The organism is Streptomyces cacaoi (assembly GCF_006539165.1).
Taxonomy (GTDB): domain Bacteria; phylum Actinomycetota; class Actinomycetes; order Streptomycetales; family Streptomycetaceae; genus Streptomyces; species Streptomyces cacaoi.
Window position 1 is genome coordinate 1 of sequence record NZ_BJMM01000022.1, and the last position, 24,689, is coordinate 24,689.

The following is a 24,689-nucleotide window of genomic DNA, read 5'->3' on the forward strand; positions in this document are numbered from 1 at the left end:
CCTAGCACGCCGCCCTCTCAAGGCGGTAGCGCCGGTTCGAATCCGGTCGGGGGTACGGTTCCGGCCCAGGATCCACAGGATCCCAGGGCGCGGTTCCAGGAGAGCCCCCGTTGTGTAGCGGCCTAGCACGCCGCCCTCTCAAGGCGGTAGCGCCGGTTCGAATCCGGTCGGGGGTACTCGATCATGAAGGCCCCGCACTTCCCGGTGCGGGGCCTTCGGCGTTCACGAGACCGTGCCGGACGCCGCACCCTCACCGGCCGGGCACCCGCGTGCGCCGGCCCCGAGTTCACTCCTCGTACGCCGGTACCGCGTGGCGTTCCCGCTGCTTCCCCTCTGCGTCCACGCGGCACGAGTCCGCGGAAATCCCCTGCCCGGGCGGCACTTGACCGTGGCGACGGGTACGTTGCCGCGCCCGGCCGCCAACACCCGCCCGCCCGGGCCGCGTTCGACCGGCGTGCCCCGGCGGGGGAGTGGTGGCGGAACGAGAGCGCCCCGGCCGGGCCCGGCGGGCTCAGCTGGGACGCCGCAGCGCCTCGCTGAGCCGGGCCGCCGCGTCCACGATGGCCTGGGCGTGCATCCGGCCCGGGTGGCGGGTGAGCCGCTCGATGGGGCCGGAGACGGAGACGGCGGCGACGACGCGGTTGGAGGGGCCGCGCACGGGCGCCGAGACGGAGGCCACACCCGGCTCCCGCTCGCCGATGGACTGGGCCCAGCCGCGGCGGCGGACCCCGGAGAGCGCGGTCGCGGTGAACCGGGCGCCCTGTAGGCCGCGGTGCAGCCGCTCGGGCTCCTCCCAGGCCATGAGGATCTGCGCGGCGGAGCCGGCCTTCATCGGCAGCGTGGAGCCGACCGGCACGGTGTCCCGCAGTCCGGACAGCCGCTCCGCCGCGGCCACGCAGATGCGCATGTCGCCCTGCCGCCGGTAGAGCTGTGCGCTCTCGCCCGTCACGTCCCGTAGGTGGGTGAGCACGGGCCCGGCCGAGGCCAGCAGCCGGTCCTCACCCGCGGCAGCGGCCAGCTCGCCGAGCCGCGGGCCGAGTATGAAGCGGCCCTGCATGTCGCGGGCCACCATGCGGTGATGTTCGAGGGCCACCGCCAGGCGGTGCGCTGTGGGGCGCGCGAGACCGGTCGCAGCGACCAGCCCGGCGAGGGTGGCCGGACCGGACTCCAGAGCGCTCAGTACGAGAGCCGCCTTGTCGAGAACGCCGACGCCGCTAGAGTTGTCCATGCGTCGATACTCCCGTCTCACAGTATGAAACGCAAGTTCAATTTCCCCGGGGACGCGCCAACCTGGAGACCACACCGCAGCACTGGAGCGGTGAACTGGTCTCGACATGTGGTCGGCAGCGCTGCCGACCGGAGGGAAAGCGATGGGACGGACACTCGCGGAGAAGGTCTGGGACGACCATGTCGTCAGGCGCGCCGAAGGCGAGCCGGACCTCCTCTTCATCGATCTGCATCTGCTGCACGAGGTGACCAGCCCGCAGGCCTTCGACGGACTCCGCAAGGCCGGGCGGACGGTGCGCCGCACGGATCTCACCATCGCGACGGAGGATCACAACACCCCCACCCTCGACATCGACAAGCCGATCGCCGACCCTGTCTCCCGTACACAGCTGGAGACGCTGCGCAAGAACTGCGCGGACTTCGGGGTGCGTCTGCACCCGCTGGGCGACGTCGAGCAGGGTGTCGTGCACGTCGTCGGCCCGCAGCTGGGGCTCACCCAGCCGGGGACGACCGTCGTCTGCGGCGACAGCCACACCTCCACGCACGGCGCGTTCGGCGCGCTGGCCTTCGGTATCGGCACCTCGCAGGTCGAACACGTGCTGGCCACCCAGACGCTGCCGATGGCGCCGTTCAAGACGATGGCGGTCACCGTGAACGGTGAACTGCCCGAGGACGTCACCGCCAAGGACCTCATCCTCGCCGTCATCGCCCGGATCGGCACCGGCGGCGGCCAGGGCTACGTCATCGAATACCGCGGCGAGGCCATCGAGAAGCTCTCGATGGAGGCCCGGATGACGATCTGCAACATGTCCATCGAGGCAGGCGCGCGCGCCGGGATGATCGCCCCCGACGAGACCACCTTCGCCTACGTCCAGGGCCGCGAACACGCGCCCCGGGGCGCGGAGTGGGACGAGGCCGTGGCCTACTGGAAGACCCTGCGCACCGACGAGGACGCCGTCTTCGACCACGAGGTCGTCATCGACGCCACGGAGCTGGCGCCCTTCGTCACCTGGGGCACCAACCCCGGCCAGGGCGCGCCGCTGTCCGCCACGGTGCCCGAGCCGGCGTCCTTCGCCGACGAGAGCCGGCGCCTCGCCGCCGAGCAGGCGCTGGAGTACATGGGCCTGCGGCCCGGCCAGCCGCTGCGCGAGGTCGGTGTCGACACCGTGTTCGTCGGCTCGTGCACCAACGGCCGTATCGAGGACCTGCGTTCGGCCGCCGCCGTGCTGGACGGCCGGACCGTGGCCGAGGGCGTGCGGATGCTGGTCGTGCCCGGTTCCGTGCGGGTGGCGCTCCAGGCCGTCGAGGAGGGGCTGGACAAGGTGTTCACCGCCGCCGGCGCCGAATGGCGGCACGCCGGGTGCTCGATGTGCCTGGGCATGAACCCCGACCAGCTCAGCCCCGGGGAGCGCGCCGCGTCCACCTCCAACCGCAACTTCGAGGGCAGGCAGGGCAAGGGCGGCCGCACCCACCTGGTCTCCCCGCAGGTCGCCGCGGCCACCGCCGTCGTGGGCCGGCTGGCCTCTCCCGCCGATCTGTCCGACGTGACCGAGCCCGCAGCGGTCTGAGGATAAGGAGCCCTGTTCATGGAAGCCTTCACCACCCACACCGGCCGTGCCGTCCCGCTGCGTCGCAGCAACGTCGACACCGACCAGATCATTCCCGCGCACTGGCTGAAGAAGGTCACCCGCGACGGTTTCGAGGACGGTCTGTTCGAGGCATGGCGCAAGGACCCGGACTTCGTGCTCAACCAGAGCGCGTACAAGGGCGCGACCGTGCTGGTGGCCGGCCCCGACTTCGGCACCGGCTCCTCCCGTGAGCACGCCGTCTGGGCACTGCAAAACTACGGCTTCAAGGCCGTCATCTCCTCGCGCTTCGCCGACATCTTCCGCGGCAACTCCCTGAAGAACGGGCTGCTCACGGTCCTTCTGCCGCAGGAGACGGTGGACGCGCTGTGGAAGCTGACCGAGGCCGATCCGACCACCCCCGTCACCGTCGACCTCGTCGAGCGGAAGGTCGTCGCGGCAGGCATCGAGGCGGAGTTCGAGCTGGACGAGAACGCCCGCTGGCGTCTGCTGGAGGGGCTGGACGACATCAGTCTGACCCTGAAGAACGAGGACGCCATCGTCGCGTACGAAGCCTCCCGCGCTTCCTTCAAGCCCCGCACACAGGCGGCCTGAGTCCCCTTCACCGATGTGCTGCGCCCCCGCCACCGAGGCGGGGGCGCAGTGCTGTGTGCGCACGTGTGTGCGTGAATGAATGACGTGAATTAATCTTGAGCACCGGTTCCTTTCGTACTAAGGGACGGTGCCGCTCGTAACCCGCCCAGGCGGGCCGCGACGTCGGGGCCCAACTACCGCTGTGACCAGGGCTGTTGGCGCCACCGGGGGTGTCGGGGCCGCCCTCGCCGCCCCGCTACGGGGCCCCGCTGGAAGCGACAACTCATCCCAGATGGCACAATCACCGCATGGAACGCGACGGTCAACTGGAGCTCTACGACCGGCTCGCTACCCGACTGAAGGAAGCGCATTCCCGGGTGCGCTCCCCGCAAGTCCCCGACAGCGCACGGGTCGCGCTGACCCGGAAGCTGCTCATCATCACCGCGGCTTCGAAGCACGATCTCGCCGATGCGCAACGGCGCCTGGAGCGCCTGATGACCGACATCGACGAGGGACGATTCCCCGACGGGCACAGGGACGTGCACGTCGACGGACTTCAGTGAAGGTCGAGTCCGTTGCGGCACAAGGGTGATTCGCCCGTTTCGTGTTTGATTTGCGGTATATATCTGCCTAACGTGCGAAAAAGCTTGAACACATTGGTTCCAGCAATGTCTCCGAAGGGGAAGACGTGAACAAGGCGCAGCTCGTTGAAGCAATCCAAGACCAGCTCGGTGGACGTCAGCAGGCCGCGGACGCGGTCGATGTCGTTCTCGACGCCATCGTCCGTGCGGTCGTCTCCGGTGAGCGTGTTTCGGTCACCGGCTTCGGTTCTTTCGAGAAGGTCGACCGCCCGGCCCGTTACGCGCGCAACCCGCAGACCGGCGAGCGGGTGCGGGTGAAGAAGACCTCCGTGCCCCGCTTCCGCGCGGGCGCCGGCTTCAAGGACCTGGTGAGCGGGGCGAAGAAGCTCCCGAAGAACGATGTCGCGGTGAAGAAGGCCCCGAAGGGCAGCCTCTCCGGCGGCACCGCCACCAAGAAGGCCGCCGCCAAGAAGGCCACCGCGAAGAAGACCTCGGCCGCCAAGAAGGCGACCCCGGCGAAGAAGACCACCACGGCGAAGAAGACCACGCCGGCGAAGAAGACCACCACGGCCAAGAAGACGACCCCGGCGAAGAAGACGTCGGCGGCGAAGAAGTCGACGACGGCGAAGAAGGCCACCCCGGCCAAGAAGACGTCGGCGGCGAAGAAGACCACCGCCAAGAAGGCGCCCGCACGCAAGAGCACCGCGAAGAAGGCGCCGGCGCGCAAGACGGCGGCACGCAAGACCACCGCCAAGAAGACCACCTCGCGCAGGCGGTAATCCCCCGCGGCAGCGTTCGCCGCACGCGGCATCGCCGGGCCGGGCTCCTTCGGGAGCCCGGCCCGCGGCCGTTCCGGGCACCGGCGCGCTACGGAGCGTGCGTCACAGGGTCTGTAGCGTGACGAGGGTGATGCGCCGCTCGGCGCCGTCACCGTCCGTCTCGATCCGCACGCGCTGACCGGGGCGCAGCAGGCGCAGCCCGCCCGCCTCGAAGGCCGCGGCGTCGAAGGAGAGGGGGCTCCCGTCGTCCAGCAGGACGCTGCCGGTGCGGGAAGCGGGGTCGTAGGTGTACGCCGTGGCCTGCATGCAGCGCACCCTACCGGGGCGCACGGCGGCCCGCGCGGGCTCGGGGCAGCGGCTCACGCCGGCTCAGCAGACGGCCCGGCCCGCGAGCAGCGCCGAGGTGAACTCCCCCACACCCAGCTTGAGAGCGGCGCGGAGATCTGCCGGGGTGTCCACGTCCTGCCGCACGCTCTCCACGCCCCTCGCGGCGATCTCCCGGGCGCCGGAGGCGCGGTGACGGGCCCGCGAGCGGCCGCCGAAAGCCGGCTCCAGCGCGGCCCCCGGCACGGCGGACAGAAATGTGGTGCCGATTTCAGCGGCGTCGGGGAGAAAAGCGCGGGAATAGCGGGATGCCGCATTCAGGACCCGGTGCAATTCCTCGGGGCGCAGCGCCGGGAGATCCGCGTTCAATGCCGCCAGAGCCGCTCCGGAATCCGCCGAGCGCACGGCGTCGGCGCCGTGGGAGAGCGCCGCGTTCAGGCCGTCCGCCGGTTCGTCGGGCACGATGCGGGCGCCCAGTGCGGCGAGTGCCCGGCCGGCCTGCGGATCGTCCGTGACAACCACCACATTCCGCACCGGTTCGCAGGCGAGTGCGGCCTGCACGGTGTCCTGTGCGAAGGCCAGCGCGAGCCGCGGCAGGGGAGTGCCGTCCGCGGCTCCGGAAAGCCGGCTCTTGGCCCGGGAGAGCGGCTTGAGCGGGATCAGCAGGGTCCACGCCACTGGCGTCACAGGTGGCTGTGTCGGTTGCATCGGCACCATTCTGGCCTCCCGCCGGGAGACGCGAGAGCCGTGGGGTTACGGTGTGCACGACACCTGAGGACGGACAGTGTGCTCGACAGGGGGGCCGTGCGCGGCGACACTTGTGCGGTTGTCGATTCCCCCCAGAGGAGATGGTGTCCGGGTGTCCCGCCATACTGCGTCCGCCCCGGGAACAACGCCCGGCCCACCGGCCGGAAAAGCAGAGCACAAGGGGGCCAGCAATGTCGCGGAGTGACGGGAAAACCGGGAAGGGCTTCTGGTACCGACTGGCTGCGGTTTTGGCGAAACCGCCGCTCGTCCTCTTCTTCCGGCGCGACTGGCGCGGCATGGAACACATGCCGGCCGACGGCGGGTTCATCACCGTCGTCAACCACAACTCGGCGCTGGATCCGCTCTCCTACGCGCACTACCAGTACAACACCGGGCGGGTGCCCCGCTTCCTGGCCAAGGACAGCCTGTTCAAGAGCGGTTTCGTCGGCACGGTGATGCGCGGGACCGGGCAGATCCCCGTCTACCGCGACTCCACCGACGCCGTCGACGCGTTCCGGGCCGCCGTCGCCGCCATCGAGCGGGGCGAATGCGTCGCCTTCTACCCGGAGGGCACGCTCACCCGCGACCCCGAGCACTGGCCCATGGTGGGCAAGACCGGTGCGGCCCGGGTGGCGCTGCTGACCAAGGCGCCGGTCATCCCCGTGGCCCAGTGGGGCGCCAACCTCGCCGTGCCGCCCTACGCCAAGCAGAAGAAGCTGCGGCTCTTCCCGCGCAAGACCCTCACGGTGCAGGCCGGTCCGCCGATCGACCTGTCGCGCTACCACGGCAAGGAGCCCACCGCCGAGGTGCTGCGCGAGGTGACCGACGTCATGATGGACGCGATCACCGAGCAGCTCGCGGTCATCCGCGGTGAGGCCCCGCCCGCCGAGCGCTACGACCACCGCAAGGTGGCCACGCGCCGCCGGGAGAGCCGTCAGCAGCGACTGCCGCAGCAGCAGGGCCGGGCAGCCGCCCCCGCCGAGGCGGCGGAAGGAGAGAAGAACGCGTGACGAAAGCCGCTGTGTTCGGCACCGGTTCGTGGGGCACCGCCTTCGCGATGGTGCTCGCGGACGCCGGGTGCGAGGTGAGCCTGTGGGGCCGCCGGGCCGAGGTCGTCGAAGCGGTCAACGCCACGCACCGCAACCCCGTGTACCACCCCGGCACCGAACTGCCCGCCGGCGTGACGGCCACGACCGATCCCGCCGAGGCCGCGCGTGACGCCGAGTTCACGGTGCTGTCCGTGCCCTCGCAGACGCTGCGCGGCAACCTGGAGTCCTGGGCGGGGCTGTTGCACCCGGACACCCTGCTCGTCTCGCTGATGAAGGGCGTCGAGCTGGGCACGGCCAAGCGCATGAGCGAGGTCGTCGAGGAGGTCGGGAAGGTGCCCGCCGAGCGGGTCGCGGTGCTCACCGGGCCCAACCTCGCCCGGGAGATCGCCGCCCGGCAGCCCGCAGCCGCCGTGGCCGCCTGCGCCGACGAGGCCGCGGCACGCGCGCTCCAGGCGGCCTGCCACACCGCGTACTTCCGGCCGTACACGAGCACCGACGTCGTCGGCTGCGAACTGGGCGGCGCGGTCAAGAACGTCATCGCGCTGGCCGTGGGCATCGCCGACGGCATGGGCCTGGGCGACAACTCCAAGGCGTCGCTGATCACCCGCGGGCTGGCCGAGACCACCCGGCTCGGGCTCGCGATGGGCGCCCAGGAGCAGACGTTCGCGGGGCTGGCGGGCATGGGCGACCTGGTGGCCACCTGCTCCTCGCCGCTGTCGCGCAACCACACCTTCGGTACCAACCTGGGCCGCGGCATGACGCTCCAGGAGACGATCGCCGTCACCCGGCAGACCGCGGAGGGCGTCAAGTCCTGCCAGTCCGTGCTGGACCTGGCCCGGCGGTACGGGGTGGAGATGCCGATCACCGAGACCGTCGTCGGCATCGTGCACGAGGGCACGGCTCCGCACGTCGCGCTCAAGGAGCTGATGTCGCGCAGCGCCAAACCCGAACGGGCCTGACGCGCGGCGGCGTCCGGATCGTCGGCCCGCACGGGTGACGCGGTAAAGTCCCAGCGTTATGAGCAGCCACAGCCCCTCACCCAAGCCCCGAGTCGCCGTCGTCTTCGGCGGGCGCAGCTCCGAGCACGCGATCTCCGTCGTCACAGCGGGAGCCGTGCTCTCCGCCATCGACCGTGACAAGTACGAGGTGCTGCCCATCGGCATCACGGCGGACGGCCGCTGGGCGCTCACCGCGGACGATCCCGAACGGATGGCGATCGAGGACCGCAAGCTGCCCGACGTCGCCGAGCTGGCCGACTCCGACACCGGCGGGGTGCTGCTGCCGGTGACCCCCGGCGCGCGCGAGGTGGTGCACACCGAGCCCGGTCAGGTGCCCAAGACGCTCGGCGAGGTCGATGTCGTCTTCCCCGTCCTGCACGGCCCGTACGGCGAGGACGGCACCCTCCAGGGGCTGCTGGAGCTGTCGGGGGTGCCGTACGTGGGCGCCGGGGTGCTGTCCTCGGCGGTCGGCATGGACAAGGAGTACATGAAGCGGATCTTCACCTCCTTCGGCCTGCCGGTGGGGCCGTATGTGACGATCCGGCCGCGGGAGTGGGAGCGGGACCCGGCCGGTGCCCGCAAGAAGATCGTGGACTTCGCCGCCGACCACGGCTGGCCGGTGTTCGTGAAGCCCGCCCGGGCGGGCTCCTCCATGGGGATCAGCAAGGTCGATCAGCTGGCGGGCATCGACGAGGCCGTCGAGGAGGCCCGGCGCCACGACCCGAAGATCATCGTCGAGTCGCTGCTGTCCGGCCGCGAGATCGAGTGCGGCGTCCTGGAGTTCGAGGACGGGCCGCGGGCGAGCGTCCCGGCCGAGATCCCGCCGGTCAGCTCGCACGACTTCTACGACTTCGAGGCCAAGTACATCGACTCGACCTCCGGCGTCGTCCCCGCCCCGCTGACCGAGGAGCAGACGGCGCGGGTGCAGGAACTGGCCGTCCGCGCCTTCGAGGCGGCGTCCTGCGAGGGCCTGGTGCGGGCCGACTTCTTCCTGGGCGACGACGGCGAGTTCGTCATCAACGAGATCAACACGATGCCCGGGTTCACGCCCATCTCGATGTACCCGCGCATGTGGCAGGAGAGCGGGGTCAGCTACCCCGAACTGGTCGACCGGCTCCTCCAGGCCGCGCTGAACAGGCCGACGGGGCTGCGCTGACGCGGCGGTACGTCCGAGGGCACATCGGAGGGACACATGGCGCGGGGCGCGGCGGCGCTGCCGGGGAGCCGCTCCCCGCGCTCACTCCGGGTTCTTCTCCGGCACCGCGCCGTCGACGGCCTTCGCCAGATCGGTCAGCGCGTTGACCTCCGGCGCGTAGTGGTCCGGGACCTCCACCTCGACGTAGGCGACGCGCCCGGTGGTCGTGAAGCGGTAGCCGCCGTCGTGCTTCTCCAGCAGCCAGGACACCCCGTTGACCTCGGCCGCCTCCGCGACGGGGTCGTACTCCTCGCTGCCGGGCCTGAGCTTCTCCGGCGCGGGCACACCGCAGCGCAGTGCGATGGCCGGATCGCCCCACACCGCCGTGTAGTCCGACTCCGGTTCGGCTGTGCCGCGGCGCTGCCCGTCCACCTTCTGCGGCAGTGCGTCGTGGAGGGCGCGGCACGCGGCCGCGGCCCGGCCCGACGGGCTGGGAACCGCGGGGTGCGCACCGTCGTCGCTGAACGAACAGGCGGAGACCAACAGGGCGAGGGAGCCGCACGCGGTGAGGAGCGCACCGGGGGCGGCTCGCGGGACGGACCGGCGACGAGTGCTCACCGGGCGAGCATACGGGGGGTCTAGAGATGGACGATGGGGCAGGTCAGGGTGCGCGTGATGCCCTCCACCTGCTGCACCTTCGCCACCACCATGCGGCCGAGTTCGTCGACGGTGTCCGACTGGGCACGCACGATCACGTCGTACGGACCCGTGACATCCTCGGCCTGGATCACGCCGGGGATCTTGGAGACGATCTCGGCGACGGCCGAGGCCCTTCCGACCTCGGTCTGAATCAAGACGTACGCCTGTACCACGGAACCTCCCAGGGGGCCGCGAGGATCATGCGGGGCGAGAAGAGTCGCCACCGTACCGCGTCCTCCTACCCGCCGGGAGGCCCGCGCAGCCGCCCGGTACGGCGGTTGACGCCCGCCGGCGGCGGCCCGGACAGGCGTGTGGACGGCAACGCGCGGCGCCGGCCGGGCCGGTGTACCCCGGGCAGCGCGCGGGCCGCGCACACTGTGGACACAGCGAGAGAGCGACTGACGTGAGCGAAGGGGCCATGCAATGCGGGATCTGAACGGCGGCACCGCGACCGGACCCTCACCCTCCGGCGTGGAGGCCGCCAGCGGCCCCGCACCGGGCCGGGTGCCGGGCACCGTGGGGGAGTTGGGGGAGTTCGGCCTCATCCGGGAGCTGACCTCCCGGCTGACGTCCACGCCCGCCGTGCGTCTCGGACCGGGTGACGACGCCGCCGTGGTCGCGGCCCCCGACCGCCGGGTCGTCGCCTCCACCGACATCCTGCTCGAAGGACGCCACTTCCGCCGTGACTGGTCCACCGCCTACGACGTGGGCCGGAAGGCCGCAGCGCAGAACCTCGCCGACATCGCGGCCATGGGCGCCGTCCCCACCGCGCTGCTGCTCGGCCTCATCGTGCCCGCCGAACTCCCCTCGAACTGGCCCACGGAGCTGATGGACGGCATCCGGGACGAGGCGCAGGTCGCCGCGGCCGCCGTGGTCGGCGGCGACGTGGTGCGCGGCGACAGCATCGCCGTCTCCATCACCGCGCTCGGCGATCTGCGCAACAAGGAGCCCGTCACCCGTTCCGGGGCCGCACCGGGCGACCGTGTCGCCGTCACCGGCTGGCTGGGCTGGTCGGCCGCCGGACACGCGGTGCTCTCCCGCGGGTTCCGCTCGCCGCGCGCCTTCGTCGAGGCCCACCGCCGGCCCGAGCCGCCCTACCACGCCGGTCCCGCCGCCGCGGGGCTCGGCGCCACCGCCATGACGGACGTGAGCGACGGGCTGATCGCCGACCTCGGCCACATCGCCGAGGCCAGCCGCGTCCGTATCGACGTCCGCTCCCGCGATCTCGACGTGCCCGCGCAGATGGCCGACATCGGCCAGGCCGTCGGCGTCGACCCGTTGCAGTGGGTGCTCACCGGGGGCGAGGACCACGCGATCGTGGCCACCTTCCCCGCCGACCAGAAGCTGCCGGCACGCTGGCGGATCATCGGTGAGGTGCTCGCGCCCTCCGCGCTGCCGCACGTCACGGTCGACGGCGCACCCTGGGACAGAGCCGGAGGCTGGGACCACTTCTCGGACCCCGTCGAGCGCTGACGGCCGCGGGGTACCGTCGGGCGCATGCGACCCGAGCCCTCCGGGCCCTCCGAGGCCCCTTCCTCTCCGTCCGCTTCCCCGTCCGGGCCTTCCTCCGCGGCGTCGTCCGCTTCCCCCGGGCCGATATCCGCGCCGCCGCAGCAGGCCGCGGACGACCGGGCGGGGATCCCGCCGTACGTGCCGCCGCGGGTGCTGACCGTCGCCGGGTCCGACTCCGGCGGCGGGGCGGGTATCCAGGCCGATCTGAAGACGATGCTGGCGCTGGGCACCCACGGGATGAGCGTGATCGCGGCCGTCACCGCACAGAACTCCCGCGGTGTGCAGGGCTACTGGGAGCTTCCCGTCGAGGCGGTGCGCGCGCAGTACCGCAGCGTCGTGGACGACATCGGGGTACAGGCCGTCAAGACCGGCATGCTCGCCTCGGCCGAGCTCGTGACGACCGTCGCGGGGCTGCTCGGCGCGACCCCGGCCCCGGTCGTCGTCGACCCGGTGGGCGTCTCCAAGCACGGGGACTCCCTGCTGGCCCCCGACGCGGTGGACTCCGTCCGCACCGAACTGCTGCCCGTGGCCACCGTGGTGACGCCCAACCTCGACGAGGTCGCCCAGCTGACGGGCGTGCACGTCGAGGACGAGACGGGGATGCGGCAGGCCGCCGAGGCGGTGCTCGGGCACGGGCCGAAGTGGGCGCTGATCAAGGGCGGGCATCTGCCCGGCGAGCCCGTCGATCTGCTCACCGACGGTGACGAGGAGCACTGGCTGCGCTCGCCGCGGCACGACAACCGGCACACCCACGGCACCGGTTGCACGCTCGCCAGCGCGCTCGCCGCCCATCTCGCCCTGGGGCTGGAGGTGCCCGCGGCGGCGAAGGCGGCCAAGGAGTTCACCACCGGGGCGATCGCCGCCGGCTTCCCCCTCGGGGACGGGCTCGGGCCCGTCGACCACGGCTGGCGGCTGCGGTAGCGCGGACGCGGCGGCCCGGGCACCCGCGGGTGCCCGGGCACGCGGAAAGCCCCGGGCACGCGGAAAGCCCCGGGCACGCGGAAGGCCCCGGGCACGCGGAAGGCCCCGGGCACACGGAAGGCCCCGGGCGCAGGGGGCCCGGGGCCGAGCAGCGTGCGGGCACACCAAAACCGGCCCGCTGCGAGGCGGGCCGGCTGTGTGTCCGGCTTACGGCAGGGAGCTGGCGCTGCGAGACGTCGAGGACGTCAGCGCGAGACCTTGCCGGCCTTGATGCACGAGGTGCAGGCGTTGAGGCGCTTCGGCGTCCCGCCGACCACGGCACGCACACGCTGGATGTTCGGGTTCCAGCGACGGCGGGTGCGGCGGTGCGAGTGGGAGATGTTGTTGCCGAACTCCGGCCCCTTGCCGCAGACGTCGCAGTTCGCAGCCACGGGTCACTCCAAAGACTTCAGATACACGTACGGTGAATCCCGGCGGTGCAGGATCACGGATGACCGGCAGAGCCAGGGGGGAACGCTGCCGATCGGAGCGAATCGAGCGAACCGTCCGGATCAGGCAACCGGAGCAGCATACAACGGCCCCTCTCGAACACGGAAACCAGGGCCTTCCACCCCGCCCCCGACCTGGGCTTCCGTCGCCGCTCGCACTAGCCTTCGGGCAACCCCGCGCCCACAGGAGGTCCCGCACGTGCCGTATCCGCTCGACCCCGTCACGGTACGGCGGTGGTGCTCCCTGGGCCGGGCGGCCCTGCGCGCGGAGTGCGCGCGGATGGACGCGATCAACGTCTTCCCGGTCGCCGACGGCGACACCGGGACCAACCTCTGCCTGACCTTCGAGGCCGCGGCGGAGGCCGGGGAGGCGGCGGGCACCGGAAGGGCCGGGAAGCCCGGGGTCACCGGGGAGGCCGGAGAGCCCGGAGAACCCGGAGAGGCCGGGACCGGCGAGGGCTCCGGAGGTCCGGGAGGCGCCGGGGACGAGGCCGCCGGGGTGCGGGTGCTGCGGGCCATGGCGCGGGCGGCGCTGCTGGAGGCGCGGGGCAACTCCGGGACGATCCTCGCTGAGTACCTGCGCGGGATGGCCGAGGGCCTCGCGGAGGCCGTCGCGGCCGGACCGGGCGACCGGCTCGCGCCCGTACTGCGGCGCGCCGCGCAGGCCGCGTACGCCGCCGTCGCACGCCCCGTCGAGGGCACCGTGCTCACCGTCGCCACGGCCGCGGCCGACGCGGCGGAGGCCGGCCGGGATCCGCTCGCCGCGGCCCGCGCCGCCCTCGACGCCACCACCGGCCGGCTGTCGGCGCTCTCCCGCGCCGGTGTCGTCGACGCGGGGGCCCTCGGCCTGGTCGCGCTGCTGTCCGCTCTCGACGCCGCCCTCGCCGGCGAGGCGGGGCCCACCGCTCCCGGCGGCCGCGCGGCGCCGGAGCCGGCAGCCTGCGCGGCAGTGCCCCGGCCGGCCGCTCCGCCGCCCGGGCCCGAACCCTGCTTCGAGGTGATGTACCTGCTGGAGGGCGCCGACGCGGCCGCTGTCGACGACCTGCGTGACGCCCTGGACGCACTCGGTGACTCGCTCGTCATCGGCGGCGGCGACGGCGGCGGGAGCGTCGGCGGTGACGGCGTCGACAGTGGTGACGGCGGTGACGGTGCTGCCCTGTGGAGCGTGCACGTCCATGTGCACGACGCGGGCGCCGCCGTCGAGGCCGGTCTGGCGGCCGGGCGCCCCCGCCGGATCCGGATCGCGTATCTGCCCGTCCGGCCCGCCGCCGACTGCGCCCCCGACGGCACGGGCGGGCCCGGGGAGACCGGAGCGGCCCAGACGGCCGGGCAGGGCACGCGCGCCGTCGTCGCCGTCGTCCCCGGGGACGGGCTCGCCGGGCTGTGCCGCGAGGCGGGCGCCCACGTCGTGCCCGCGCACGAGGCCGGGCGGGCCGGTGCGCTGCTGGAGGCCGCGGACGCGTCCGGCGCCGCCGAGGTCGTACTGCTGCCCAACGGCACGGAGTTCCAGGCCGCGGCCGCCCGCGCGGCCGAGGCCGCGCGCTCCCGGGGCGTGCGCGCCGCCGTCATCCCCACCCGCGCCGCCGTGCAGGGGCTCGCCGCGCTCGCGGTGCACGCGCCGGAACGCCGGTTCGACGAGGACGTCGTGGCGATGACGTCCGCCGCCGGAGCCACCCGGTACGGCGAAGTGACCGTCGCCGCACGGGAGTCGTGGACGACGGCGGGCGTCTGCCAGGCCGGTGACGTGCTCGGCCTCGTCGACGGCGACATCGCCGTCATCGGCCGCGGCGTCGGCGACGTGGCGGCCGAGGTGCTCGACCGGATGCTGGCCGGCGGCGGCGAACTGGTCACGCTCGTGCTCGGCGAGGGGGCGCCGGCGGGGCTCGCGGGCGCCCTGCGCTCCCATGTGCGCGCCCGGCACCTGGCGGTGGACACCGTCGTCTACGAGGGGCAGCGCCAGGACGCGCTGCTGCTGCTCGGCGTCGAGTGACCGGCACCCGGTGACCGGCTGACGCGCCCCGCCGCCGCTGTCGGAGCCGTCCGGCAGGATGGACGCGTGCCTGCGTCAGAACCCACGCGAGACGAACCGCTCCAGGAGCCGCTGAAGAACCTGCTCGGCGGCAGCACCGCCAAGGTGATGTCCGAACATCTCGGGCTGCGCACCGTCGGCGATCTGCTCCACCACTACCCGCGCCGGTACGCCGAGCGCGGCGAGCTGACGCGGCTGTCCGACCTCCCGCTGGACGAACACGTCACGGTCGTCGCGCAGATCGCCGACGCACGGGTGCACACCTTCAACCGGGGCAAGGGGCAGCGCCTGGAGGTGACGCTCACCGACGGCAGCGGCCGGCTCCAACTGGTCTTCTTCGGCCGCTCCGTCCACTTCCACAAGCGGGAGCTGCTGCCCGGCCGCCGCGGTATGTTCGCGGGCAAGGTCGGCGTCTTCAACCGCAGACTCCAGCTCTCCCACCCGGACTACAAACTGCTGGACGAGGAGAGCGGCCGCGCGGACGTGGAGCGCTTCGCGAACGAACTCCTGCCGCTCTACCCGGCGTGCAAACAGCTGTCGTCCTGGAGCATCGAGCAGTCGGTCGGCACCGTGCTGAACACCCTTCAGGCCACCGGCTGGCGCGGGCTCGCCGATCCCCTGCCCGCCGCCCTGCGCGAACAGCGCGGCCTGCTGCCCCTGCCCGAGGCGCTGGAGAAGATCCACCGCCCGCGCACCAAGGCCGACATCGCACACGCCCGCTCCCGCCTCAAGTGGGACGAGGCGTTCGTGCTCCAGGTCGCGCTGGCCCGGCGCAGGGCCAGTGAGACGGAACTGCCGGCGGCCGCACGGGAGCCGGTGCCGGGCGGGCTGCTGGACGCCTTCGACGAGCGGCTGCCGTTCACGCTCACCGAGGGCCAGCAGGCCGTCGGCCGGGAGATCTTCGCCGACCTGGCGACGGAACACCCCATGCACCGCCTCCTCCAGGGCGAGGTGGGCTCCGGCAAGACGCTCGTCGCGCTGCGGGCGATGCTCGCCACCGTCGACGCGGGCGGCCAGGCGGCGCTGCTGGCCCCCACCGAGGTCCTGGCCCAGCAGCACCACAGGTCCATCACCGAGATGCTGGGGGAGCTGGCGGGGGAGGCAGAGCAGCGCGGAGCGCTTCCGGCGACGGGCGGTGGTGGGCGACGGGCGGGCCTGCCGGGCGGCGCCGCGCAGGGCACCCGCGTCGTGCTGCTGACGGGCTCGATGGGCGCGGCGGCCCGGCGCCAGGCCCTGCTCGACCTGGTCACGGGCGAGGCGGGCATCGTCGTGGGCACACACGCCCTCATCGAGGACAAGGTCACCTTCCACGATCTGGGTCTCGTCGTCGTCGACGAACAGCACCGCTTCGGTGTCGAGCAGCGCGACGCCCTCCGCGCCAAGGGCAAGCAGCCCCCGCATCTGCTGGTCATGACGGCGACGCCCATTCCGCGGACGGTCGCCATGACCGTCTTCGGCGACCTGGAGACGTCCGTCCTCGACCAGCTCCCGGCCGGCCGCTCCCCGATCGCCACCCACGTCGTCCCCGCGAAGGACAAGCCGCACTTCCTCGCCCGCGCCTGGGAACGGGTGCGCGAGGAGGCCGAGGCGGGGCACCAGGCGTACGTCGTCTGCCCGCGCATCGGGGACGAGGACGAGACGGGCGCGGCACGCGGCACGCGCCAGGCCGCCGGGGCCGCCGAAGCCGCCGGAGCCGCCGAGAACGCCGGGGCCGCCGAGGACGCAGCGGACGCCGAGGAGCCCCCGGCCGAGGACGGCGCGGACAAGCGCCCCCCGCTGGCCGTGGTCGACGTCGCCGCGCAGCTCACGGCCGGGCCGCTGTCCGGCCTGCGGGTCGAGGTGCTGCACGGCCGGCTCGCGCCGGAGGCGAAGGACGAGGTGATGCGGCGCTTCGCCGCCGGCGAGGTGGATGTGCTGGTGGCGACGACGGTCATCGAGGTCGGCGTCAACGTCCCCAACGCCACCGGCATGGTGATCATGGACGCGGACCGTTTCGGCGTCTCCCAGCTGCACCAGCTGCGCGGCCGCGTCGGCCGGGGCTCGGCGCCCGGCCTGTGCCTGCTCGTGACGGACATGCCGGAGGCGAGCGCCGCCCGCTCCCGGCTGGAGGCGGTCGCCGGCACGCTGGACGGCTTCGAGCTGTCCCGCATCGACCTCGAACAGCGCCGCGAGGGCGACGTCCTGGGCCAGGCCCAGTCCGGCGCCCGCACCTCCCTGCGGATGCTCGCGGTCATCGAGGACGAGGACGTCATCGCCGAGGCCCGCCAGGAGGCCACCCGGCTGGTCACCGAGGACCCGGGCCTGGAGGCGCACCCCGAACTGCGCACCGCGCTGGACGCGTTGCTCGACGAGGAACGCGAGGGCTACCTCGACAAGGGCTGACCGCCCGGCCCCCGGCCGTCCGCGGGGAGCACGTCCCCGGGAGTCCGCCCGCCGGAGGGCCGCCCGGTGCCGCCGTGGGATCCTCGAAGCCCCTCCCCGGACCACCGAAGGACCTTCCATGACCCGCGTCATCGCCGGAGCCGCCGGCGGCCGGCGCCTGGCCGTACCGCCGGGCACCGGCACCCGCCCCACCTCCGACCGCGCCCGCGAGGGCCTCTTCTCCAGCTGGGAGGCACAGCTCGGCGGGGCCGCCGCCTGGCAGGGCGTCCGCGTGCTGGACCTGTTCGCGGGCTCCGGCGCGGTCGGCCTGGAGGCGCTCTCCCGGGGCGCGGCGCACGCCCTGCTCGTCGAGGCGGAGCCGCGCGCCGTGCAGGTCATCAGGGAGAACGTGCGCGGCGTCGGGCTGCCCGGCGCCGAGGTGCGCGCCTCGAAGGCCGGGCGGGTCCTGGCCGGCGACCCGCCGGCGCACCCCTACGACCTCGTCTTCCTCGACCCTCCGTACGCGGTCACCGACGACGATCTCCGCGAGATTCTGCTCACACTCCGTGCGCGGGGGTGGCTGACCGCCCACGCGCTCGCCACCGTGGAGCGCAGCACCAGGGGCGGCGATTTCCGCTGGCCGGAGGGGTACGAGCCGCTCCGGTCCCGTCGTTACGGCGAGGGAACCCTTTGGTACGGTCGCGCCGCCGCGCGGGAGGCAGCCCAGGCCGCCGCCGCGTCATGCTGAGTTCATCCGGGGCCGGGCCCCGGGCCCGCCGTCCGGAGAGCGAGGAGACGCCAGTGCGTCGCGCAGTCTGTCCGGGGTCCTTCGACCCCATCACCAATGGACACCTCGACATCATCGCCCGCGCATCCAAGCTGTACGACACCGTGTACGTCGCGGTGATGATCAACAAGTCGAAGCAGGGCCTGTTCACGGTCGACGAGCGCATGGACCTGATCCGCGAGGTCACCGAGAGCTTCGGCAACGTCCGGGTGGAGGCGTTCCACGGTCTCCTCGTCGACTTCTGCAAGGAACGCGACATCCCGGCGATCGTCAAGGGCCTGCGCGCCGTCAGCGACTTCGACTACGAACTCCAGATGGCGCAGATGAACAACGGCCTCTCCGGCGTCGAGACGCTCTTCGTCCCGACCAACCCCACCTACAGCTTCCTCTCCTCCAGCCTGGTCAAGGAGGTCGCCACCTGGGGCGGCGACATCTCCCACCTCGTCCCCGACGCCGTCCACGAGGCGCTGTCGCGCAAGCTCGACAGGTCCTGACACACAGCGCAGGCCCTCCTTCGGGGAACGGGTGACGACCGCGCGGCCACGGGCCGTACAGTCACCCCGTGGACGTACAGCAGAAACTCGACGAGATCGTGGCGGCCGTCGACGGGGCCCGCTCGATGCCCATGTCCGCCTCCTGCGTGGTCAACCGGGCCGAACTGCTCGCCATGCTCGGCGAGGTGCGCGAGGCGCTGCCCGGCTCGCTGGCCCAGGCGCGCGAAGTCCTCGGCGGCCGCGACCAGGTGGTCGCCGAGGCCCGCGAGGAGGCCGAACGGATCCTCGACTCGGCCCGCGCCGAACGCGGCTCCCTCGTCTCCGGCACCGAGGTCGCCCGCCGCGCCCAGGAGGAGGCCGACCGGATCCTCGCCGAGGCCCGCCGCGAGGCCGAGGAGATCCGCACCGAGGCCGACGACTACGTCGACAGCAAGCTCGCCAACTTCGAAGTCGTCCTCAGCAAGACCATCGGCTCCGTCGACCGCGGCCGCGAGAAGCTCCTCGGACACGGCCCCGGCGCCGAGGAGTGGAGCGAGGACTACGCCGAGGACGCCCCCGAGCGCACCGGCGACCCGGAGGAGCTGCGCCGCCGTGCCGACTCCTACGTCGACGCCCGCCTCGCCTCCGTCTCCGCCGTGCTCGCCAAGACCCTGGAGGCCGTCGGCCGCGGCCGGGACAAGCTGCGCGGCCACCAGCCGGTGGACGAGCTGGCCGCCCACATGGCCGCCCAGGACGGCACGGACGGCTTCGCCGGCCACACCACCGACGCCGACTACCTCGCCGGGCTCGCCTCCACCGACGACCCGTACCGCCCCGCCGACGGCACCGACGGCGCCGAGGGCACCCACGGCGGCTACGGCACCCGGACCGCACCGGCCCAGCCGCCCGCCCCGCCCGCGGCCCCGCCGATGCCGCAGACCGCGCCCGCGGCCGACCCGTACCAGATCCCGCAGCAGGCCCAGGCCCAGCAGCAGTACGGCTACGACGGACAGCAGGACCCGTCCTACGCCCACACCGCCCAGCCCGGGAGCTTCGAGGGCTACGGCGGCTACGGCAGCGGCTACGGCGGCTACGACAACGGCGGCACCGACGGCTACGGCGGCGCCTACGCCCCTGCCGACGCCTACGGCACCCCGGCCGACCCCTACGCCTGGAACCAGCAGCCGCAGCCGGCGCACTACCCCCAGCAGGTGCCCTACACCCACTACCCGGAGGGGGCGCCCCAGCACGCACCGCAGCAGTCCGGGGGCCAGCTGGAGGAGACCAGCCTCTTCGAGACGAGCATGCTCGATCTGGAGCAGGTCAGGGAGTTCGAGCGCCGCAACCGCCAGGGCTGACCACCGCGCCCCGCCGCCCGGCTGCCCTCCTCGCCGGTACCGCCGCCGGGCGGCAGCCGGGCGCCGGGCGGCCTCCGCCCGGATTGGGTCATCGCGGGGGCGTCCAGTATTCTGTCTCTTCGGCTGCGCGTACGCGGTCGGACAGCGATCGATCAGCCCCCGGCTGCGGCAGGGAAGCGGCTGTGCGAGCTGAGTTTCACCCGGAGAAAGCAGGAAGCCCTGAACGCCCCCCTCGACCACCGCGCCCCTCTCGTGTTCGACACACGCGAGCTGGGACGGCGTCCTGGTGCGATGAAGCGGCTCTCCCGCGAGGTGGAGTCCCCCGGCGATCTCGGAGTCGAGTTCATCCGGGTGCCCGACGGCGCGACGATCCAGCTGGATCTCCGTCTGGAGTCGGTCATGGAGGGGGTGCTCGTCACGGGCACCGCCCGTGCACCGCTGACGGGTGAGTGCGTAAGGTGTCTGGAGCCGATCGAGCAGGAGCTCGAAACGGACTTCCAGGAGATGTTCTCCTACCCCGACGCCGATGACCGGGGCCGCCCCCAGGCGGACGCCGGCGACGACGCCGAGGACGAGGACAGGCTCTTCCTCGAGGGCGATCTGTTCGACCTCGAACCCGTGCTGCGTGACGCGGTGGTGCTCGCACTGCCGTTGCAGCCGGTGTGCCGGGAGGACTGCCCCGGCCTGTGCCCCGAGTGCGGGGCCAGGCTCGCGGACGATCCCGGTCACAAGCACGACGACGCCGTCGACATCCGTTGGGCGGCATTGCAGGAACTCGCCGAGACCATGAAGGACGGCGAGAAGGACAACGCGCCCCGCTCCGGCGGGGATGACCCACAGGAGAAGTAGCCGTGGCTGTTCCGAAGCGGAAGATGTCGCGCAGCAACACGCGCCACCGCCGGTCGCAGTGGAAGGCTGCGGTCCCCACCCTGGTGAAGTGCGAGCGCTGCCGCGAGCCGAAGCAGCAGCACATCGCGTGCCCGAGCTGCGGCACCTACAACAAGCGTCAGGTCCTCGAGGTCTGATCGGCGGGTGACGGGCTTCATGTCGGACGCCAGTACTCCCGACACCTCCGACCGCGCAGCGGGCGGACCGGCGGAGCTGGTGGATGCGGCCTCGTCCTACACGCTTCTGGAAGGGCGGCTCGGGTATCACCTGGAGTCCGCCCTTCTGGTGCGTGCACTGACGCACCGCTCGTACGCGTACGAGAACGGTGGGCTGCCCACCAACGAACGTCTCGAATTCCTCGGTGACTCCGTCCTCGGGCTGGTCGTCACCGACACCCTCTACCGCATGCACCCCGACCTCCCGGAGGGGCAGCTCGCGAAGCTGCGTGCCGCGGTGGTCAACTCCCGCGCCCTCGCCGGCGTCGCACGCGGGCTCGACCTGGGCGCCTTCGTCCGGCTCGGCCGCGGCGAGGAAGGCACCGGCGGCCGGGACAAGGCGTCGATCCTGGCGGACACCCTGGAGGCCGTCATCGGCGCGGTCTATCTCGACCAGGGGCTGGACGCGGCCTCCGAACTGGTGCACCGCCTGTTCGACCCGCTGATCGAGCGCTCGTCCAACCTCGGAGCGGGCCTCGACTGGAAGACGAGCCTTCAGGAGCTGACGGCCGCCGAAGGACTCGGCGTCCCGGAGTACCTGGTCTCGGAGACCGGTCCCGATCACGAGAAGACCTTCACGGCTGCTGCCCGCGTCGGTGGTGTCGCGTACGGCACCGGCACGGGACGCAGCAAGAAGGAAGCCGAGCAGCAGGCGGCCGAGGCCGCCTGGCGGGCCATCTCCGAACGGAGCGGCTCCGCCGCCGGTGAGGCGACGGCCGACGGCTCCGGCAAGCACGCGGCCGGGCAGGGCTCGCAGGGCGCCTCCACCGGAAGCTGAACCTCCGCTGCCGCGGCCCGGCGCACGCCCGGGCCGCGGCAGCGTACCGCCACGGCGTGGCGCACCGGGGCAGGGCACCCGCGCCGGCCGCCCTCCCCGAAGGAGACCCGTGCCCGAGCTGCCCGAAGTCGAAGTCGTCCGCCGCGGTGTCGAACGCTGGGCGGCCGGCCGCACGATCGCCTCCGTCGACGTCCTCCACCCCCGGGCGGTACGCCGCCACACCGCCGGCGCGCAGGACTTCGCCGCCCGTCTGCGGGGGCAGCGCCTGGGCCCGGCCCTGCGCCGCGGCAAATATCTGTGGCTGCCGCTCGCCGACGAGGCGCACGCCGTCCTCGTCCATCTGGGCATGAGCGGCCAGCTCCTCATCCAGCCCGCGGCCACCCCCGACGAGCGGCATCTGCGGGTGCGGATCACCTTCGACGACGCCGAGGCGGGCGAGCTGCGCTTCGTCGACCAGCGCACCTTCGGCGGGCTCTCGCTCCACCCGTGCACCGCGGACGGACTGCCCGAGGTGATCGCCCATATCGCCCGCGACCCGCTCGACCCGGAGTTCGACCAGGCGGCCTTCCACACCGCGCTGCGCCGCCGCCGCACCACGATCAAGCGCGCGCTGCTCGACCAGTCGCTGATCAGCGGCGTCGGCAACATCTACGCGGACGAGGCGCTGTGGCGCTCCCGGCTGCACTACGACCGCCCGACCGGCACCCTCACCCGGCCCCGCACCGCCGAACTCCTCGGCCACATACGGGACGTGATGACGGCCGCCCTGCACGCGGGCGGCACCAGCTTCGACAGCCTCTACGTCAACGTCAACGGCGAGTCCGGCTACTTCGAGCGCTCCCTGGACGCCTACGGCCGCGAGGACGAGCCCTGCCGCCGCTGCGGCACCGCCATGCGCCGCCGGCCCTGGATGAACCGCTCCAGCTACTTCTGCCCCCGCTGCCAGCGCCCGCCGCGTACCGCCACGACCCCGCCCCTGACGCCCGGCCGCACCTGACCGCCGGCCGCGCGGACCGGCCGCCGTTTCAGAAGCCGAAGTCCTGTGTCCACCAGGGGCCGCCCTCGGCGAAGTGCGCGCCGACGCCGAGCGTGCGGTAGTCGCAGTTGAGGATGTTGGCCCGGTGGCCCGGGCTCTTCATCCACGAGTCCATCACCGACTGCGCGTTGGCCTGGCCCCGGGCTATGTTCTCGCCGCCCAGATCGGTGACGCCCGCGTCCTCGGCCCGGTCCCAGGGGCTGCGGCCGTCCGGCGCGGTGTGCGAGAAGAACCCGCGCCGGGCCATGTCCTCGCTGAAGTCCGAGGCCAGGTCGCCGAGCTCGTCGTCCGCCCGGACGGGCCGGCAGCCGGCCTTCGCCCGCTCCTGGTTGACCAGCGTGAGCACCTGCTCCTCCGCCGCGCTCTCCGGATCGGCCGTGCCGTCGCTCCCGCGCGGCGCGCCGCCGTGCCCGCCGCGGTCCGCGCGGTCCTGCGCCGGGCTCTCCCGCGCGGGCTCCGCCGGCCCCCGCGAGGCGTCCTCGTCGTCCGTGTGCCGGGACGAGGGTGTGGCCGCGGGCGCTTCCGGCCGCTGCGAGGGGCCGGTGCCGGGCCGGGACGGCGACGGCGGGGCGGCGGAGGGGCCGGACCGCTCCTGGTCGTGTCCGGTGGCGGGGTCGCCCGTCCGGTCCGGGACGGCCACGGACGGTGTGGTCCCGGGCACCAGTCCGGACGGCCCGTCGGCCTGCACCCTGCCGTCCTCCGGCCCGGAGCCCAGGTCGCCGGGCCCGGGCACCAGCCCGGAGGCGACCGCGACGGCTCCCATCGCCATCGCGGCGGAGGCCCCCAGCAGCCCGGTCCGTACCGGTGCGGCGCCGCGGTTGTGGGCGCGCGCGGCCCGGTGGCGGGCCCCGGCGGCGCCGGTGTCGTGCGGCCCGGGGGCGGTTGTGGGAGGCGGAGTCGGGGTGTCCCGTCGGTGGCGGCCCATCTGCGCTGTCCTCACAAGTGCTCGGCGATCACGACGGCTTGGTCCGTCGGCTTCACCCCTGCGTGTGAAGCGGGTCGACGCGCAATGTACGGCATCGCACGCCACCCGGATGTGCCCGCCGAGGAATTGTCCGGATAGCGTGCACCCCATGTCTGCAAGCGCATCGCACGAGAGCGCGGGCCCGCTCGCGGCGCCCGGGGGAGAAGGGGAGCCCGTCGGTCCGGCCCCGGCCGGGGCGCCGGCGGAGCCGGCCGCGGGAGAGCCGGCCCGGCTGACGGCCTGGGTGCGCGGCGAGGTACAGGGAGTCGGGTTCCGCTGGTTCACCCGCGCCGCCGCGCTGCGCATCGGCGGTCTGGTCGGCTTCGCGCTCAATCTGGCGGACGGCCGGGTCCAGGTGGTGGCCGAGGGCGCGCGGGAGGAGTGCGGACTGCTGCTGGACTGGCTGCGCGGCGAGGACACGCCCGGCAGGGTCGACGGCGTCACCGAGATCTGGGACGCACCGCGCGGTGGCTATCTCGGCTTCGCGATTCGGTGATCCACAACGGTTGCCAAGACAGGCGCGCCGTGCAAAGCTGCCGCAACGACCGAGCCGAGTGGATCTTCCCAGCCCCGTCGGGCGGCCACCCTCCGGCGCTTCCGCGCCGTCGAGCCTGTGGCACGCCCGGGGCTGCTGTGTGTGATCGTGTTGACCGTCAAACCATTTGGTGAGACTCTGGAAGCCCCGCGCACCTGAGCTGTTTGATCGAGAGATTGCAGCAGAAAAGTCCAGAGCAGACTCTTGCGGGTGCGTTTTCCCTCACGACCCACCTGACCGACGATCGGTCACTCAGTGTGGAGGACCATCCATCATGGCAAAGGCGCTTCTCGGTTACGTCGGCGGCTCCGACCCCCGAGTTCTCGCCGAGATGCGACGGCTTCAGCAGCGTGTTCAGGACCTGGAATCCGAGCTCGTCCGGATCCAGGCCGAGAACGACGCCCTGGCGGCCGCCGCCCGGCACTCCGACTCGGTACTCGACGGCATCGACGTACCCAAGGGTGAGCCTGCTCTGACCTGACGGCCCGCCGGGCGCGACGGGCTGAAGCAGGACAGCCGTATACGGAATCTGTAAGGGACGCTTCGGCGTCCCTTCATCGTGTTTCCCCCTCGACGCTCCCCGCGCGCCGCGCCGGGACCTCGGTTCCCTCCGCCCACCGTCTCGCCGGCGCCGCTTTTCGTTACC

27 protein-coding genes and 1 tRNA gene are annotated in these 24,689 nt (G+C 73.0%); 21 read left to right on the forward strand and 7 right to left on the reverse strand.

Translation table 11 applies throughout. From position 1 onward, the window contains the following. Positions 1 to 103: 103 nt before the first annotated feature. A tRNA-Glu gene (locus SCA03_RS20370) sits at positions 104 to 176 on the forward strand. A 335-nt stretch (positions 177 to 511) separates the two neighbouring features. Here SCA03_RS20370 and ndgR read toward each other — a convergent pair. Then, positions 512 to 1,228, reverse strand: a complete 717-nt coding sequence (gene ndgR / locus SCA03_RS20375) for an IclR family transcriptional regulator NdgR (protein WP_030884359.1) — start codon at positions 1,226 to 1,228, stop codon at positions 512 to 514. 142 nt (positions 1,229 to 1,370) lie between these two features. On the opposite strand from ndgR, the gene leuC reads away from it, so the two are divergent. The 4 genes from leuC (at position 1,371) to SCA03_RS20395 (ending at position 4,746) form a co-directional block, all read left to right on the forward strand. After that, positions 1,371 to 2,795, forward strand: a complete 1,425-nt coding sequence (leuC, locus tag SCA03_RS20380; protein ID WP_030884354.1) for a 3-isopropylmalate dehydratase large subunit — start codon at positions 1,371 to 1,373, stop codon at positions 2,793 to 2,795. 18 nt (positions 2,796 to 2,813) lie between these two features. Beyond that, positions 2,814 to 3,407, forward strand: coding sequence for a 3-isopropylmalate dehydratase small subunit (gene leuD / locus SCA03_RS20385; protein ID WP_030884351.1), 594 nt, complete (start codon positions 2,814 to 2,816; stop codon positions 3,405 to 3,407). A gap of 287 nt (positions 3,408 to 3,694) precedes the next feature. Next, complete coding sequence (locus SCA03_RS20390) at positions 3,695 to 3,949, forward strand: SCO5555 family protein (RefSeq protein ID WP_086813992.1); 255 nt, start codon at positions 3,695 to 3,697, stop codon at positions 3,947 to 3,949. 125 nt (positions 3,950 to 4,074) lie between these two features. Further along, a complete protein-coding gene (locus SCA03_RS20395) occupies positions 4,075 to 4,746 on the forward strand; it encodes an HU family DNA-binding protein (protein WP_030884344.1) in 672 nt (223 codons plus the stop codon). A 102-nt stretch (positions 4,747 to 4,848) separates the two neighbouring features. On the opposite strand, the gene SCA03_RS20400 is transcribed toward SCA03_RS20395, so the two are convergent. Together SCA03_RS20400 and cofC are read right to left on the reverse strand one after the other, a co-directional pair. Continuing rightward, positions 4,849 to 5,052, reverse strand: a complete 204-nt coding sequence (locus SCA03_RS20400; protein ID WP_030884341.1) for a hypothetical protein — start codon at positions 5,050 to 5,052, stop codon at positions 4,849 to 4,851. Positions 5,053 to 5,115: 63 nt separating this feature from the next. Beyond that, positions 5,116 to 5,778, reverse strand: coding sequence for a 2-phospho-L-lactate guanylyltransferase (gene cofC, locus SCA03_RS20405; protein ID WP_170298000.1), 663 nt, complete (start codon positions 5,776 to 5,778; stop codon positions 5,116 to 5,118). 230 nt (positions 5,779 to 6,008) lie between these two features. Here cofC and SCA03_RS20410 point away from each other — a divergent pair, with 230 nt between their 5' ends. The 3 genes from SCA03_RS20410 to SCA03_RS20420 are packed head-to-tail and all read left to right on the forward strand — an operon-like array spanning position 6,009 to position 9,020. Beyond that, a complete protein-coding gene (locus SCA03_RS20410; RefSeq protein WP_030884335.1) occupies positions 6,009 to 6,827 on the forward strand; it encodes a lysophospholipid acyltransferase family protein in 819 nt (272 codons plus the stop codon). Further along, positions 6,824 to 7,825: an NAD(P)H-dependent glycerol-3-phosphate dehydrogenase gene (locus SCA03_RS20415; RefSeq protein WP_030884332.1), complete on the forward strand. Its 1,002-nt coding sequence runs from the start codon at positions 6,824 to 6,826 to the stop codon at positions 7,823 to 7,825. The genes SCA03_RS20410 and SCA03_RS20415 overlap by 4 nt, the downstream gene beginning before the upstream one ends. A gap of 58 nt (positions 7,826 to 7,883) precedes the next feature. Further along, on the forward strand, positions 7,884 to 9,020 hold the full coding sequence (locus SCA03_RS20420; RefSeq protein ID WP_086813990.1) for a D-alanine--D-alanine ligase family protein: 1,137 nt from the start codon (positions 7,884 to 7,886) through the stop codon (positions 9,018 to 9,020). A gap of 81 nt (positions 9,021 to 9,101) precedes the next feature. On the opposite strand, the gene SCA03_RS20425 is transcribed toward SCA03_RS20420, so the two are convergent. Next, complete coding sequence (locus tag SCA03_RS20425) at positions 9,102 to 9,617, reverse strand: DUF3515 domain-containing protein (RefSeq protein WP_030884325.1); 516 nt, start codon at positions 9,615 to 9,617, stop codon at positions 9,102 to 9,104. A 20-nt stretch (positions 9,618 to 9,637) separates the two neighbouring features. Then, the gene (locus tag SCA03_RS20430) at positions 9,638 to 9,871 is read right to left on the reverse strand and encodes an Lrp/AsnC family transcriptional regulator (protein WP_030884322.1); all 234 of its coding nucleotides are present in this window, start codon (positions 9,869 to 9,871) and stop codon (positions 9,638 to 9,640) included. A 331-nt stretch (positions 9,872 to 10,202) separates the two neighbouring features. On the opposite strand from SCA03_RS20430, the gene SCA03_RS20435 reads away from it, so the two are divergent. After that, entirely contained in the window at positions 10,203 to 11,171 is a 969-nt protein-coding gene (locus tag SCA03_RS20435; protein WP_086814008.1) for a thiamine-phosphate kinase, read from the forward strand. 24 nt (positions 11,172 to 11,195) lie between these two features. Beyond that, positions 11,196 to 12,131, forward strand: a complete 936-nt coding sequence (thiD, locus tag SCA03_RS20440) for a bifunctional hydroxymethylpyrimidine kinase/phosphomethylpyrimidine kinase (protein ID WP_086813988.1) — start codon at positions 11,196 to 11,198, stop codon at positions 12,129 to 12,131. Between the two features lie 245 nt (positions 12,132 to 12,376). Here thiD and rpmB read toward each other — a convergent pair whose 3' ends face one another. Next, positions 12,377 to 12,562 (reverse strand): 50S ribosomal protein L28, encoded by a 186-nt coding sequence (rpmB, locus tag SCA03_RS20445; RefSeq protein ID WP_016470082.1) that lies wholly within the window; start codon positions 12,560 to 12,562, stop codon positions 12,377 to 12,379. Between the two features lie 256 nt (positions 12,563 to 12,818). Between rpmB and SCA03_RS20450 the strand changes: the two genes are divergently transcribed. The 9 genes from SCA03_RS20450 to mutM all read left to right on the forward strand — a co-directional run bounded on the left by SCA03_RS20450 (position 12,819) and on the right by mutM (position 22,505). Further along, a complete protein-coding gene (locus tag SCA03_RS20450) occupies positions 12,819 to 14,609 on the forward strand; it encodes a DAK2 domain-containing protein (protein ID WP_230988831.1) in 1,791 nt (596 codons plus the stop codon). Between the two features lie 147 nt (positions 14,610 to 14,756). Further along, positions 14,757 to 17,030, forward strand: coding sequence for an ATP-dependent DNA helicase RecG (recG, locus tag SCA03_RS20455; protein ID WP_230988833.1), 2,274 nt, complete (start codon positions 14,757 to 14,759; stop codon positions 17,028 to 17,030). Positions 17,031 to 17,148: 118 nt separating this feature from the next. Continuing rightward, positions 17,149 to 17,757, forward strand: coding sequence for a 16S rRNA (guanine(966)-N(2))-methyltransferase RsmD (gene rsmD, locus SCA03_RS20460; protein WP_030884310.1), 609 nt, complete (start codon positions 17,149 to 17,151; stop codon positions 17,755 to 17,757). Positions 17,758 to 17,810: 53 nt separating this feature from the next. Next, complete coding sequence (gene coaD / locus SCA03_RS20465; protein WP_030884308.1) at positions 17,811 to 18,290, forward strand: pantetheine-phosphate adenylyltransferase; 480 nt, start codon at positions 17,811 to 17,813, stop codon at positions 18,288 to 18,290. 68 nt (positions 18,291 to 18,358) lie between these two features. Beyond that, the gene (locus tag SCA03_RS20470) at positions 18,359 to 19,627 is read left to right on the forward strand and encodes a F0F1 ATP synthase subunit B (protein WP_086813982.1); all 1,269 of its coding nucleotides are present in this window, start codon (positions 18,359 to 18,361) and stop codon (positions 19,625 to 19,627) included. Positions 19,628 to 19,918: 291 nt separating this feature from the next. After that, positions 19,919 to 20,476 (forward strand): YceD family protein, encoded by a 558-nt coding sequence (locus tag SCA03_RS20475; RefSeq protein WP_051846852.1) that lies wholly within the window; start codon positions 19,919 to 19,921, stop codon positions 20,474 to 20,476. 2 nt (positions 20,477 to 20,478) lie between these two features. Beyond that, positions 20,479 to 20,652, forward strand: a complete 174-nt coding sequence (gene rpmF / locus SCA03_RS20480; RefSeq protein ID WP_016470089.1) for a 50S ribosomal protein L32 — start codon at positions 20,479 to 20,481, stop codon at positions 20,650 to 20,652. A gap of 19 nt (positions 20,653 to 20,671) precedes the next feature. After that, a complete protein-coding gene (rnc, locus tag SCA03_RS20485) occupies positions 20,672 to 21,508 on the forward strand; it encodes a ribonuclease III (RefSeq protein WP_030884302.1) in 837 nt (278 codons plus the stop codon). Between the two features lie 109 nt (positions 21,509 to 21,617). Beyond that, a complete protein-coding gene (gene mutM, locus SCA03_RS20490; protein WP_030893709.1) occupies positions 21,618 to 22,505 on the forward strand; it encodes a bifunctional DNA-formamidopyrimidine glycosylase/DNA-(apurinic or apyrimidinic site) lyase in 888 nt (295 codons plus the stop codon). Between the two features lie 28 nt (positions 22,506 to 22,533). On the opposite strand, the gene SCA03_RS20495 is transcribed toward mutM, so the two are convergent. After that, entirely contained in the window at positions 22,534 to 23,469 is a 936-nt protein-coding gene (locus SCA03_RS20495) for a CAP domain-containing protein (RefSeq protein WP_086813980.1), read from the reverse strand. Positions 23,470 to 23,740: 271 nt separating this feature from the next. Between SCA03_RS20495 and SCA03_RS20500 the strand changes: the two genes are divergently transcribed. After that, complete coding sequence (locus SCA03_RS20500) at positions 23,741 to 24,004, forward strand: acylphosphatase (RefSeq protein ID WP_030884297.1); 264 nt, start codon at positions 23,741 to 23,743, stop codon at positions 24,002 to 24,004. 313 nt (positions 24,005 to 24,317) lie between these two features. Then, positions 24,318 to 24,524, forward strand: a complete 207-nt coding sequence (locus tag SCA03_RS20505) for a hypothetical protein (RefSeq protein ID WP_030884295.1) — start codon at positions 24,318 to 24,320, stop codon at positions 24,522 to 24,524. The last annotated feature ends 165 nt before the right edge of the window (positions 24,525 to 24,689 follow it).

Bases quoted from the DNA above. Each gene is read 5' to 3' on its own strand.
- ndgR (WP_030884359.1), bottom strand. From the start codon at position 1,228: ATGGACAACTCTAGCGGCGTCGGCGTTCTCGACAAGGCGGCTCTCGTA.
- leuC (WP_030884354.1), top strand. From the start codon at position 1,371: ATGGGACGGACACTCGCGGAGAAGGTCTGGGACGACCATGTCGTCAGG.
- leuD (WP_030884351.1), top strand. From the start codon at position 2,814: ATGGAAGCCTTCACCACCCACACCGGCCGTGCCGTCCCGCTGCGTCGC.
- SCA03_RS20390 (WP_086813992.1), top strand. From the start codon at position 3,695: ATGGAACGCGACGGTCAACTGGAGCTCTACGACCGGCTCGCTACCCGA.
- SCA03_RS20400 (WP_030884341.1), bottom strand. From the start codon at position 5,052: ATGCAGGCCACGGCGTACACCTACGACCCCGCTTCCCGCACCGGCAGC.
- cofC (WP_170298000.1), bottom strand. From the start codon at position 5,778: ATGCAACCGACACAGCCACCTGTGACGCCAGTGGCGTGGACCCTGCTG.
- SCA03_RS20410 (WP_030884335.1), top strand. From the start codon at position 6,009: ATGTCGCGGAGTGACGGGAAAACCGGGAAGGGCTTCTGGTACCGACTG.
- SCA03_RS20420 (WP_086813990.1), top strand. From the start codon at position 7,884: ATGAGCAGCCACAGCCCCTCACCCAAGCCCCGAGTCGCCGTCGTCTTC.
- thiD (WP_086813988.1), top strand. From the start codon at position 11,196: ATGCGACCCGAGCCCTCCGGGCCCTCCGAGGCCCCTTCCTCTCCGTCC.
- recG (WP_230988833.1), top strand. From the start codon at position 14,757: ATGTCCGAACATCTCGGGCTGCGCACCGTCGGCGATCTGCTCCACCAC.
- rsmD (WP_030884310.1), top strand. From the start codon at position 17,149: ATGACCCGCGTCATCGCCGGAGCCGCCGGCGGCCGGCGCCTGGCCGTA.
- SCA03_RS20475 (WP_051846852.1), top strand. From the start codon at position 19,919: ATGAAGCGGCTCTCCCGCGAGGTGGAGTCCCCCGGCGATCTCGGAGTC.
- rnc (WP_030884302.1), top strand. From the start codon at position 20,672: ATGTCGGACGCCAGTACTCCCGACACCTCCGACCGCGCAGCGGGCGGA.
- SCA03_RS20495 (WP_086813980.1), bottom strand. From the start codon at position 23,469: ATGGGCCGCCACCGACGGGACACCCCGACTCCGCCTCCCACAACCGCC.
- SCA03_RS20505 (WP_030884295.1), top strand. From the start codon at position 24,318: ATGGCAAAGGCGCTTCTCGGTTACGTCGGCGGCTCCGACCCCCGAGTT.